The sequence below is a fragment of the Adonisia turfae CCMR0081 genome (assembly GCF_011009555.1).
GTDB lineage: Bacteria > Cyanobacteriota > Cyanobacteriia > Phormidesmidales > Phormidesmidaceae > Leptothoe > Leptothoe turfae.
In genome coordinates this window covers 2,451,949-2,464,740 of sequence record NZ_QXHD01000004.1, presented here as the reverse complement: position 1 = coordinate 2,464,740, position 12,792 = coordinate 2,451,949, and the positions used below count along the sequence as shown (strand labels likewise).

The window sequence follows — 12,792 nt, the reverse complement described above, 5'->3', positions numbered from 1 at the left end:
CACCACACTCCAAGGGACATACCTACCAACTCTAGTATGGCGCTTGAAAGCCTTGTCTAGATAGGGTTTTATGTTGTAGGCCTGTCCACAACGTGAGGTTCTAAAGATCAATAAATCATGACTCTTCAGACGCCCCATAAATCTCTTCAAACGCCTCTTCCATTTTGAGATCCAAGGCTCGGTCACTGTACCGAGCAAAAATTTTGTCAGAGCGAATGCGAACCGCTCGCTTAGCCAACAATGGGTTCATGCCAGCAGCGACGAGCGACGTGGCAAAGGTATGTCTCATGCGGTGTGGATGGATGTCCTCTAACTCGCTGGCTTGCGCCAAATCCTTGACCAACTCATAGATACCGCTATAGCCCAGGCGTTGCCCCCGACTGTTATTAGACAAACTAATAAACAAGGGAGTCTCCTGGCTGACGACGAACCCATGGCGTACCAACCACCCCAGATAGCTATCCAAGACGGCGACCGCCTCCGGCTTTAACGGCACCAGGCCATCACTGCCCCACTTAGCCCCACGCACCCTCAACCGCCGTCCATCATAGTCGCTGATATCCAGACCGCACACTTCCCTGGCCCGTAATCCATGGCTGAGCACCTGGAGAATTGCCCGGTCGCGCACTTCAGAATCACCCCGGTAGGCCAGGGCCTCAAATAGCTGATTAATCTGAGTTTCCGCTAAATCCCGAGGGGGCTTAGCCGGTTCTTTGAGAAACTCAATGGTGAGGGTGGGATTGCGGGTGATATAGTCCTTGACGGTGAGCCATTTGAAGAAACTCTTCAGTGTGGCCAGGGCCTGATTGATGGTGGTTGGAGCCAGCGCTCCCCCCCGTTTGCTGGGCCGGTTCTTCAGGTATTGCTTGTAGCGGTCAATGTCGCGGTGGGTAATGTCGTGCCAGGGTTTATTCTGGGTCCAGGTATAGAAGAGCCGGAGCTGCCGTTCATAGGCTTTGAGGGTACTGGCGGATAGCTCACGCGATCGCAAAAACTCCACCACCCGCTGCCAGCCCAAATCCTCAGCCACCCGAACCGGTTCCTTAGCTGCCTGGCCAAACTCAATAAAGGTGGGCTCAGGGATATCACGAGCCATCGCCAACTCCCATTCTTTGAAACAACCCGCAGGGTAAAACGCCCAATCTAGCGTAGGCCTCTCCCCATGGCTCAAATTCTACCCAAACTAATCCCCTTTTTATAGATTACGCAAAAACTTACACTAAAAATAATCTGCTGAATTTGAGCTATCATTAAGCTTGAAACTAGAGCGTTTTGTCGATTTCTTGGTGTTGGGTGGCAGATGGCACGACGGATTAACCCAAAATGTGTGGCTTGTGCTCAGTTGAGTGTGGCCATGGCCAGGCAGCTCCATGGGGCGTCTGGTGATGGTTGCTGGGTGGAAAAGCGATGTCATCGGCGACGGTCTCACTATCGGAATCGGCAAGGTTTGAATGAAAAGCGGCGGGTGGAGTATCGCCAGCAGGTGGCTGCAGCCAGGGCAGATGATGGGGTGGAGCGAATTTCGTTAGAGGTGGTGGCGAGTTCGTTGCCCTATGCAAATTTGTATATTTGGCGGGAAAAGCGGAAGGATGCGCCGGTCCATGCGATCGCAGCTACCGTTATCCAAAACGGTCAAAAAGTTTTAGAAGTAGAGCCCATCCACTGCGCCGGATACCGTAAGCGTCAGCTAGAACGCTACATGGAACAGAAGGTAATGCCCTATTTGAAAGAACGTTTTGGGATAACTCACTTTTCCAATGAGATTCGATTGGAGCCCATCGAGTGTCCCCTTAAGGATTGTCCCTTGAAAGAAAGTTTCGACTCTGGTGGGGTAGTGGATGATTGATGTGCGTCAGCTAGAGCTGGACCTCGGGGATGCCTTTGAGGAGGCGGTGGATATGCCGGAGGAGGCGAATATTTTAGAGCTGTGGCAGCAGTTTGAGAGAGTGATGGCAGAGTTGCCCTGGCGAGAGCAGTTGCGGATGGGTGGGGACGTATTGGCGCAGTTGGCGGAGATATGTGAGGCAAAGTCCGAAGTTCTTTGGGAGGACTGGCAGGATGCAAATAATAGTGATGGACCTGTGATGGATGGGGACTGGCTGCGAGGATTAACGCGGCAGACTCAGGAGATAGACTTTTCTGAGTTGGTGCGGCGGTCAGATAATTATTCTGCACAACAGCCAGACGATATTTCTGATGGTGGGTCTTTAGTGGTTGACGTGGATAAAAAAGCGATCCTGGCGCTGGTGGATGAGCTGACCTTTGAGGAAACTAAGAAACAGGCGTTGTCGGTTGCTCATTCCGAGGACGTATCAGCTTGGATTGCTGCCATTTCAGCTAAACGCAAGTTGGCCCCTCAACGGTTAATAGAACTACAGCAGCAGTTACGGATGCCGTTGGTAGAAGTTTGGATCGCGGCACTGCTCGGAGGGTTTCAGCTGGAACAGCGGGGAGAATTTTATGAGACAGAAGAGATTTGGATGAGTGTACCTTGTTTGAATAGAAGAAAAGGGTAACAAACCCGCCACAGTGAGGCATCTCTCAATGATTATCTATTTCTGGTAGTGGCACGGGTTTATCCCCGTCCGGAGATTTGCATACCCTATTTTTTCTCCAGTCCTGAACATACAAACAAAGTTATTCAAATATGCCAAACACAGTGGCATCTGTGCAAAACCCTGAACGGCTTAAGCGTTTTCCTATGATCGACGATGTACGCCAGCGTGCGATCGCACGGCTTCCAGACGCAATTCGGGGATTTCTTGAATGTGGTGGTGATATCATCGTTGATATTCTGACCGATGAACTTCTCAACAACTTACAACTACTAAGGATTGAATCTACCTCAAGTCTTCAACAATCAGTAAGTAACTCAAGCAGCCAAAGGAACTATCATAACCAGTTACCTACCAGAACAAAAGGACTCCAGAAATAGGGAGAGGCTAACTGCGGGTCTTGCATAAGGGCTAGCTGCGCCTGACGAAATGCTTCGGCTTTAGTAGTCTCCGGTTGAGCCAGGGCCTTATAAAACTCAGCCATAAAGGTGGCTGCGGCCTGGTCATTAATGGCCCATAGTCCAGCTAAAGTGCTGCGCACCCCAGAACGGATCGCCGTACCTGCAATGCCTAGCACCGCTCGACTATCACCCGCTGCGGTTTTACAAGCACTAAACACCAATAACTCTACTGGGGAGAGGTCGCTGCGGTTTCGAGCTTGCAAAACTCGACTCATTTCCTCCATGGTAAGCTTTTCATCCCAGGTGAGAATAAACGTATCCTCGACGGTTGATCCAAACTCGCCATGGGTGGCAAGGTGCACCACACCTGCTGGGGCTGTTTTGAGGCTGTTAAGAAGATTGGTCTTAGTCAGTGCTTGGTTGAACAGCACCTGGTTGTTAGGAATTTGTGTGGTGACCTGTTGCAGTTCATCAGGCACAAAAGGTAAGGCAGAAAAACCAGAGCGAGCTTCACTTAGACCCCCAGCCAGCATTGCTAACCCTTGTCGCTGTAGAGGACGTGGCTCTAAGAGACTCAGCCCAGGTGAGAGAACGACATTGTATTTCTCGATCAGATATTGCTCACCGTCATGCAATGTGGTCAGGGGTAATGTGCGCAAGACACCATCAGCGACAAAGACCAGGCTTTCAATGTTTTGCTGAGCGAGATAGTCCTCTGCGGGACCCAGGATCCAATCATAAACCTGTTTAAGCTGGTCAGTGGTGTGAGGTCGTCCTGCCCGAATGGGCGATGTGAACGAGCTAAGTAATTGTCGAACCGTTTTTTCAATCTCTGCAGAAGCAACGGATTGACTGTAATGTTGAATATCATCACCCACGCTGATGATGACATCAAGCTGGTCATTAAGGAGAATGGGGTAGATGATGGCGGCGGTTGGATCCACTTCATCCGCCAATACAGGAGACCCTTGGATACAGGCATCCTGGAAATAGTCATTGACTTCAGCGACCTGCAAGTTCTCGATGAGTTGCCTAGCGTGTCTCAACTCGTCTTTCATAGGAGAGTGACTGCCATTTGTCTGGAGTAGAAGTTTGACAAACTCGCGATAAATGGGCTCAATATCATCCCGGAACGTGAACTGGACATCATCGCTACTAGCGATCAGATCTTTCCGTAGAATTTCCAGAGCCTCAATGGCAGCATTGTAAGCAGTAATGGCTTGGGCACGTTTTCCTTGGGCTTTTTGCAGACGCCCTAGTTGTAAAGCCACAGGATATATCACTTCGGGGGCTTGGAGTGTTTGGGCCTGGCGAAATGCTTTTTGAGTGAATGCTTCAGCTTTATCCCACTGTTGTTTTTTCCCATAGAAGTCTCCCTGATAGCCGAGCAGGTAGGTCTGAGCAACAGTATCTTGTAACGATAACGCTTGCTGATTTGTACGATTGAGTAACGTGGTTAAACTCTCAGAGGCACCGGAAGATAGACTGTGTTGCAATAAAGTATGGATGAGATATAGCTGAGCGTAAATACTCTCTCTGCTGGCAGGGAGATTTGACAGTTGGAGCGTCGGTTCTAGATCAGCCCAAAGTTGCTGCGCTGCTTTGGGTTCTTGCGTTACCAGTAGTTGAAACTGACTTACACTGGCCTGTAGCTGATCGAGGGCCGTGGGAGCTATCTCCAAGGCTTTTTGGTAATAGGCAACGGCTTGGTCAGGGCTGGTTGGATTCGTGTGGCCTAGATTCAGTAAAATTTGGCTAACAAGAGCAGGTTGTTTCAGGTCTTGGGCAATGGCCAGGGCCGCTTCCAATGTTTGCGTTGCTTGGATAGTTTCACCACTATTGCGTAAACCGTTTCCGAGGGTGAGTAAAGCAGTAGCTTTGAGGAGGGAGGGGGGCTGCTCCGCGAGGCTATTAGTAATTGTAGCCAGCAGTGGTTGGGCCTGACGATATAGGCCGAGAGACTGTAATGCCTGCGCCTGATTTAGCCGTGCTTGGAGATAGCCGACAATATCCTCAGCGTTACGATAGCTATCTGCCGCCTGTTGCCAATCGGTAATGGCCGCCTGGGCATTACCTTTGCTGAGGTGTAGATTGGCACGAGTATTGAGAATTTGGGCAATGATCTGGGGGGTGGCGTTGTCGGAAGTTAACAGTTGTTGGCTGGCGCTCATAGCAGCATCTGCCTGCTGCCAGTTGCCTAGCTGATGGTAGACAAGCGCTAGATTACTGAGGGTAGATGCATAGGTTAATGCGTCATCCCCTTGGGTAAGAATAGTTGCAGTTTGACTCCATAGGGTGGCGGCTTCTGTGTAGTCAGTTTGATAGTAGGCTTGGGCAGCTTCCTGCAAAAGTGCATTGAGAAAACTAGTCTCAGAGGAAGAACCTGTTGTTAGGCGAATGTCACCATTCGAAGCGACAGACCATGCCTGGGCTTCTTGGAGAGTTGCATTGGTTTGTGGTGTTTGGTCAGTAGTCAGTCTGCCGAGGTCGGGTAATGGGGAAATGCCTGTGGGCTGACTGGTCGGTGTGATGGGCAAACCGCCGCGCCCGGTTGCTACAAATTGAGCTTGTCCTTGTCGATCGATGGAGCAGGCGTTGGCAATTTGGTTGCTGGCATCGGCCAGGTTTGCGGGCAGTTCGGTGGTACCCCTAGCTGGATCAAGATTGGGCGAGTCAATCTCAACGTCACCGTCTACACCAAATCGTGAAGACGCAGAAAACTCTCGAAATTCTGTTCCTAAGAGAGAATTGGCAATGATGTTGATATTCCCACCATCACCCCGATCGGCATTGGCAATGATTTGATTCAGACCTTCGGGAGCCGCTACAAAAAAGTCGGTTTGGATGCTAATATTCCCGCCATTACCCGTACCTCCTGGATTTTCGGCAGAGATGCGGGACTCATCCCGGAGCAAAACTGCATTCGGGTTCGAAATGGATATATTGCCCCCATTAGCATCCTCTCTGGCATTGGTGGAAATCTGGCTGCCGTTACGTAATCGGAGTGTGTCTTCAACATTCAGGGTAATGTTGGCTGCTTCACCTGCGATCGCATCCGCACTCAAAAAGCCACTATCTAACACAATATTGTTGGCCGTCACCCCAATGTTTCCGGACTCCCCTGAAGTTTCGCTGCTAACAGAAATCTGGGCGCGATCGCGCAACACCAGTTCAGGAGTTTCAATCTCAATATCCCCTGCATCGCCCATTCCTGGTGAGTTAGCAAAGATACCACTAGGTAAACCCTTATCATTAGCAACAAAGTTAGACTCTTCTTCTGCAGATAGTTCGATTTGAGCATTTGAGCCCGCTAATGTAATTCTCTCACTAGCCCGGATTATGACACTACCTCCCGGACCATTCCCCAAGGTGGCCGCTGAAATTTGACCACCGTCTGCCAGGCTCAGTTCAGCCGTGTCAATCACAATGTCCGCCCCTGCTCCAGTCGCATTCTGGCTGAGCTGGGTGAGAATGCGACTGGGCTGACCGTCCGGCAGTGTTCCTTGCAAAACAATATCTTCTTCAATATTCAAGGTAATGGTGCCACTAATGCGAGGTCCATTGATATCAGCCTCAGGTTCTGCCACACCAGCGTCAATAGCAGAGCCGTTTTCAACAATCAGACGTCGAGCATTAACTAAAATATCACCACCTGTTCCTGACGGGCTGCTCTCCCGCACTGCGCTGGCAATTGAGGTTCTGCCAGAGGCTTCGGTTGTAGTCAGAGTGACGGTATCGCTAGCGTTAATCACCACCGCTCCACCCTGGCCCTCACCCAGAACCGTAGCACCAATCCTTACCCCGATAACGGTTAAATTATCTGTGGTAATGTTTACTGTCCCGCCTATTGCATTCCGGCCACCGTTACCCACAGTAGAATCAATTCCAGGTGTACCATCACCCAGACCTCGAAGGCGAGCCTGATCTTCAAGCAGAATGCTGCTAGCTCGGATATTCACATCACCTGCTCGGGCTGTACCATTGGCGACGCTATTAACCGAGGCACTTGATAGCAGTTGAAAAGAGTCACTCTCAAAGGTGATATCCCCGCCTCGAACCGGACCATCATGATTAATTGAAACCCGCGCCTCGCCCTCTAAAATTATCTCCTGAGCCAGGAGAGTAATATTACCTGGCGCACCTGACTCGTTAGCTCGAGAGCCTGAATCAATCAACGTTCTGGGTGCTCGCTGCGACCTTTCAGGTCTGCTTTCATCAGGCTTTGGATTGCCAGCGCTATTCCCGCGACGTCGATCGTCGAGTTCTTCTCCCCCCTGCACCAGAATACGATTCTCGACATTAATTAAAATATCGCCTGCTCTGCCACTGCGAGGAGTCTGTGTAGAAATATCGCTGCGATCGCTCACATTAAGATTATTTGCTCTGATGGTAATATCCCCACCATTACCTAAAGAGTTATTCCTAAACTCATTAACAATTTTAGAATTCTGAATAATTTGAACATCTCCAGTCGCATCTAAGATAATCTCACCAGTTTGACTTTCAGGTGTACCTGAATTATCTCTGATACCAGTTTCTAAGACACTCGCTGTCAGAGTGATGTTTTGGGCGGTAATGAGAATGTCTCCATTCCCTTCAAACTGGTTGGAAATTCTGGCATCATCCAAGGTGACATTTGCCCGATTCACACCAGTTTGAATGCTAACAACATCCTCAGACTCCACTGCATCAAGGTTTAGGGTTAACGTACCTGGGCCAGATAGTCCCCCCAACACCACTCGTCCTCCCTGCACTCTAAAGTCTGCCCCATTAATGGCAGTAACATCTCCACCTACTAAGGCCAATGGATGCCCTGTCCGCATCCTGAGCGATGCTCCATCTACCGTAATGGCTTGCGGATTAGCTCCAAACTGTAGTCCGATGGGGGTACTCAGGGTTAGTATTGGGGGAGCCTGTGGATTAACGGCACTAAAGCTATTATCACCTGGGAAGAGAAACTGATCAGCAGTAGACACCACCAGGGAGCCATTTAGATTTAATTCGGCGTCAGGGCCAAACACTACACCATTTGGGTTTAAGAAAAATAGATTGGCTACGCCATTAACCCCTAACAAGCCATTAATATTAGATAGCCGTCCTCCAGTCACTCGGGAAAAAATATTTTCAACATCAGCTGGATTAGCAAATCGCACTTCCTGATTGAGGTTAACGTTGAATTGATCAAAGCTATGAAACAATGTGGTGTTGCTCTGCGTCCCTCCCTCGATTAAGACATTAGGTAAAGTGCCTGAATCAGCTCCAGTTGGAACAGTCGAAGGATTTGGCAAGGTACTATCGGGCACAATTTGAGCTAACCCTGGCTTTTGGGGGAGTAAGATACAGATAACCAGCAATAGCAGCTGTAGAGTAATGACCGGTACATTAGCGCAATCTTGACTCAAGAGTAATTTATGTAGTAAGGGCTTTAGTCCAAACATTGTTTCAAAACTGTAGGAGTTTTAGGTCGATTATCCATCTATCTGATTATCTCAGATAAATCTTAGGACTTTAAAGAAGTATTACAGTCAGGTGCTTCACGGTTGGAGAAAATATGAAATAAACGAGTTCGGTGCATCGTTGCACCGAGATGAGTAATGCAGACTCGGTAATAAGGCCTAAACTCACACTGAGCAAAAATTGTGCTCTGCATCAATCTCTTGCCATGATTACAATCACCGATTCTTCCAAAACCTGAATAAATCTGAATATTTACCTGAACAATCCTGCAGCATTCAGGATTGTTGGCACTAAAAATATCGTTAGTCCTTAAAGAGTAAGGATATCGACGATGGTATCTGACTAAAAACAATAAACTCAGTTCTATGTATGTTTCCCTAGTCTAGGGTTGGGCTATAAGTTGTGTTTGAGTTCTTTTAGGACAGTTACAATACTGTTTCTTTCAGCACCTGAATAAACCTGAACAATTACCTGAATAAATCTGAATGATTCAGGATGGTTTCTGTTAAAGATTTTAGCGATATTGAAGATGTCCAAACGGGGACAAGACTTACTAGTCCCTTCTATGCCCTTTATTACACTCATTGGTAGTTTTTTTAATAACGAAACAGGCCAAAGATAATGCAATAACAGTTAGCAGATAAATTCTGCAACAATCATCAATTCTGATGATTGTTTACGATGTTGTATCAAATATTTTTCAGGCCTAAAGTGGTCGTTTTGATCTAAAAGAAACTGCAGGTTTCAACCTGGATGTGGTTTAGGCATTCTACCCAAGTTGTTCTTTCAGGGAAAATTTCAAAGATGGCTCAAATCATCAATGTCAGCTCACCTAACTCCAATCAAGCCTATACAGTGGGCGATATCATTACCATTAATGTTGAGTTTGACAACTCTAACTTATTTGTAAATGGAAACCCACGACTTTTATTGGAGACTGGCACTACCGATCGATTTGCTAACTTCAGCGGCAGAAATGGATCCAACACATTACAATTCACCTATACTGTTCAGTCTGGAGATGTCAGCTCTGACTTAGACTATTTCTCAACAACAGCTTTTGATCTCAGTGAAGGATCTATCGGCATCATTGAGTCTCCCGATATTCCTGATTTGACGTTACCTACTCCAGGAGAGGCAGGATCTCTGAGTGCTAACAATGATTTAGTCATTGGTAGCATTAATCAAGCTCCCAGTGCAGTAACTTTGACCAATCGTACTGCTGCTTTACGGGAAGACACAGATACGACCACTCGCATTAAGGTTGCCGATATTAATGTTACCGATGATGATTTAGGCACCAACACGCTTGGGCTCACAGGGGCTGATGCCGCTAATTTTGAAATCGAGGGTACTGAATTATTTCTAGCCGCTGGCACTAACCTGGATTTTGATGTCCAGTCTGAATTCAACATTAATGTTTTTGTTGATGATCCCACCGTAGGGGGCACTCCAGATGCAATTGCAGACTTTAACCTCAGTGTTAATGACTCAGGGTTCGACTTTCGCAACCTCACCCTAGGAGACGGTTTTAGTAATGTGGGACTGCTTTCGGCAGAATCACAAGCTCTGATCAAGACGGCGTTTGACCTGCCCGATTCTCTCGATCTAACCAACTTTAACCCGCTCTCGGCTGCGGCCAATGGTGATGCCGTGGGAGCTGAGGTATTAGCTGATTTGGTGTCTTTGCAAACCCTGATTGTCCAGACTGGGGAGACCCTGTCAGGGGCGTTACCAGATAAGTCACCCATGACGCTGCAGCTCACGACTGCCATGACAGCCCTTGAGGTGATCCAACCTGAGGCAGAAGCCGGAAATGCTGTTGACTTGGGTGATGTTGATACGGTGAAGACTATCCTTGAGGCAACGGTCACCAACCTTAAAAATCAGGATCCTTCGCTCGATTTAGACACTGTTAGCAACAATAGTACTGCCATCAGTGAGGTGATTGCGGCCAGTACGGGAGCAATCTTAACTACGGCAACCAATAACTCTCCTCAGGATGCAGTAGTCAACATCTTTCAGGCCCAGCAAGTTACCCAAAATCAAGTCGCCAATGACCTGGAGGCTGCTGTTGTTGGGATCAAAACTTTTGATGATGTGATTACTGAAAATACTGGCACCAATCTCGATACCCAAATTGAGTCAATTGCGACTAATCTTATCCCCATTGCCGTCGATGATGTCTTTGCCTTAACCAGTACTGACTCGTTTGCGGGTAATGTGCTATCGGATAATGGCCAGGGTTCCGATTTTGACTTTGAGGGCACGTCCCTTACAATCATTGCTGCCAATGACAATGATACGCTGATCGGAAACCCAATACAGCTAGACTTTGGTAATTTAACCCTCAATAGTGATGGTAGCTTTATCTATACTCCTGATAGCTCCTTGGGAAATGGGGTTGTAGAGGATAGCTTTACCTATACAATTGCTGATGGGACCGGTGCAATCGATACGGCCACTGTCAATCTGAACATTGCCATTAGTGGTCCTAGTAATGAATCTCCCGTCGCTGTTGACGATATTGCAACGGCTAATCAAAGCCTCAACAATCCTAAGACTATCCTGGCATCAACTCTCTTGGCGAATGATACCGATGCTAACGGTGATGCCCTGTTGATCACTGGAGTGACAGCAAATGCCGTCAGTAGGAATGGCAAGACAGTTGGCACAGTGACTCTGAATGATGACGGCAATATTATTTACACTTCGACTAATAAAAGATTTAGCGGTGTTGCTACGTTCGATTACACAGTCAGTGACGGTGAACTTCTGGACACTGGAACGGTCAAAGTACGAGTTGGCAAGACCCAAAACGGGGGCAATGGGAAAGATATCCTGACCGGAACATCTGGAGACGATATTCTCAATGGAGGCAACGCTCCAGATAGGCTCTCGGGCGTTGATCAACCTTCACGCAATCCAGGAAAAGGTGAATTTGATATTTTAACGGGCGGTAATGGTAGAGATACCTTCGTACTGGGGAACGACAAACATGTTTTCTATCAGGGTATGGGTGATGCTGATCTGGCTGTGATCACTGATTTTGGACGTGGTCCAGATCAGATTCAACTTCAGGATCTGTCTTCTGTGTCCAACCAGAGCTACGACTTTACCTTTGTCGAGGACTTTAACGGTCTGGGGGCAGGCACGCAAATCAGCTATGTAGGACTCGATGACCAACCAGATTTGATTGGTTTTGTTCAAGATGCCAACATATCTGTTGCCCAGGCGCAGTTTGTTTAACCGATTGACCAAGACAAGTTTTGCTATAGCTAGTTTTGCTATAGATACTGGTGTTGTCATGGTTCTAGTTGTCTTTAACTATCTGCAAAAGATCAACCTGGCATCGAGTTGAGTTTTCTATGGGCGATTAAAGCGAGTGTGGATAGTTCCATACTCGCTTTTTCTTTCCCAACACCTGAATAAATCTGCTTTTTTCCTGAATAAACCTGAATAAACCGGGATTTTTTCTGTTGTTGCCATTGGCGATAGTGGATATATCGCACAATCCACTATCGTCGCTGCGGGAAAAAATTAATGAGTATAAAGTTTACACAGGTCTTCACATCATGTTGTGCTGCGCTGATGGCAGCCACAGTATTTACCCCAGGTGCAGAGGCTGCCAGTCTTTCTAAAGTGGCCTATGAGCAACAGCTAGGCCATCGCTATGGGCTCAGCTATGCTCAATGGTCATTATTTAATCGACTGGCCACCAATCAAGAGGGAAGTGCCATTAGTGATGCCGCCCTTAACCCTGTCAGTCTGGACGATGTTACCTGGGAGACTGGGGTAGATAACATTGAAGTCTTCTTTATTAATGAAGGAGCTGCTATTAGGAGCCAGCTGTTCTATTCAACAGATGCTGGCCATCATTTAAATACTATTTGGAATGATATTGCCTCCCCCTATAGCTTAATCCCTGAGGCCGATGGCCCCTTATCGCTTGGCCAGGGAAAGAGTTTGGGGGCAATGCCTAACGGTACCGTTGTCGATTTCTTCTTACAGGCTGATGGCAACCTGTTTGGTATGGATGCTAGTAAAAATCCTGATGGTGAAGCCCATATCGCTAGCTATAAATCAGGTGAATTTTTACTCTTGGGATTTGAAGATCGCATAGGTCGTCGCAATGATCGTGATTTTAATGATGTTGTTATTGCGATCAGAGGGTTTAACAGCCCAGCAGCCGATGTGATTCCCACTCCTGTGGTTACACCTCCTGTTACGCCCCCTGTGCTGCCCGCTGTTACTCAATCTGTAATGCCTACGGTTTCTGAGCCTGCAACTCAATCTGTGCCTGAACCTATGGGCACAGCCGCTGTCTTGGGTATGGGTCTATTTGGGTTAATGTATCTGCATCGTCCTTAGACACAGCA

At 47.8% G+C, this 12,792-nt stretch carries 6 protein-coding genes; 4 read left to right on the top strand and 2 right to left on the bottom strand.

Annotation, left to right across the window (positions count from 1 at the left end; translation table 11 throughout):
• Positions 1–115: 115 nt before the first annotated feature.
• A complete protein-coding gene (locus DXZ20_RS14940) occupies positions 116–1,096 on the bottom strand; it encodes a tyrosine-type recombinase/integrase (RefSeq protein WP_163698976.1) in 981 nt (326 codons plus the stop codon).
• Between the two features lie 204 nt (positions 1,097–1,300).
• On the opposite strand from DXZ20_RS14940, the gene DXZ20_RS14935 reads away from it, so the two are divergent.
• Together DXZ20_RS14935 and DXZ20_RS14930 are read left to right on the top strand one after the other, a co-directional pair.
• Positions 1,301–1,846, top strand: coding sequence for a hypothetical protein (locus DXZ20_RS14935; RefSeq protein WP_163661649.1), 546 nt, complete (start codon positions 1,301–1,303; stop codon positions 1,844–1,846).
• Positions 1,839–2,516 (top strand): hypothetical protein, encoded by a 678-nt coding sequence (locus DXZ20_RS14930; protein WP_163698974.1) that lies wholly within the window; start codon positions 1,839–1,841, stop codon positions 2,514–2,516. Before DXZ20_RS14935 ends, DXZ20_RS14930 begins: the two co-directional genes overlap by 8 nt.
• Positions 2,517–2,892: 376 nt before the next feature.
• Here the strand turns inward: DXZ20_RS14930 and DXZ20_RS14925 are convergent, their stop codons facing one another.
• Positions 2,893–8,394 carry a CHAT domain-containing protein gene (locus DXZ20_RS14925; protein WP_163698972.1) on the bottom strand — a complete coding sequence of 1,834 codons (5,502 nt, stop codon included), beginning with the start codon at positions 8,392–8,394 and terminating at the stop codon, positions 2,893–2,895.
• Between the two features lie 823 nt (positions 8,395–9,217).
• Here DXZ20_RS14925 and DXZ20_RS14920 point away from each other — a divergent pair.
• Complete coding sequence (locus DXZ20_RS14920; protein WP_163698970.1) at positions 9,218–11,662, top strand: cadherin-like domain-containing protein; 2,445 nt, start codon at positions 9,218–9,220, stop codon at positions 11,660–11,662.
• A gap of 342 nt (positions 11,663–12,004) precedes the next feature.
• The gene (locus DXZ20_RS14915) at positions 12,005–12,784 is read left to right on the top strand and encodes a DUF4114 domain-containing protein (RefSeq protein WP_163698968.1); all 780 of its coding nucleotides are present in this window, start codon (positions 12,005–12,007) and stop codon (positions 12,782–12,784) included.
• Positions 12,785–12,792: the final 8 nt, after the last annotated feature.

Excerpts from the sequence above, each read along its gene's own strand:
- DXZ20_RS14940 (WP_163698976.1), bottom strand. The coding sequence starts at position 1,096 with ATGGCTCGTGATATCCCTGAGCCCACCTTTATTGAGTTTGGCCAGGCA.
- DXZ20_RS14935 (WP_163661649.1), top strand. The coding sequence starts at position 1,301 with ATGGCACGACGGATTAACCCAAAATGTGTGGCTTGTGCTCAGTTGAGT.
- DXZ20_RS14930 (WP_163698974.1), top strand. The coding sequence starts at position 1,839 with ATGATTGATGTGCGTCAGCTAGAGCTGGACCTCGGGGATGCCTTTGAG.
- DXZ20_RS14925 (WP_163698972.1), bottom strand. The coding sequence starts at position 8,394 with ATGTTTGGACTAAAGCCCTTACTACATAAATTACTCTTGAGTCAAGAT.
- DXZ20_RS14920 (WP_163698970.1), top strand. The coding sequence starts at position 9,218 with ATGGCTCAAATCATCAATGTCAGCTCACCTAACTCCAATCAAGCCTAT.
- DXZ20_RS14915 (WP_163698968.1), top strand. The coding sequence starts at position 12,005 with ATGGCAGCCACAGTATTTACCCCAGGTGCAGAGGCTGCCAGTCTTTCT.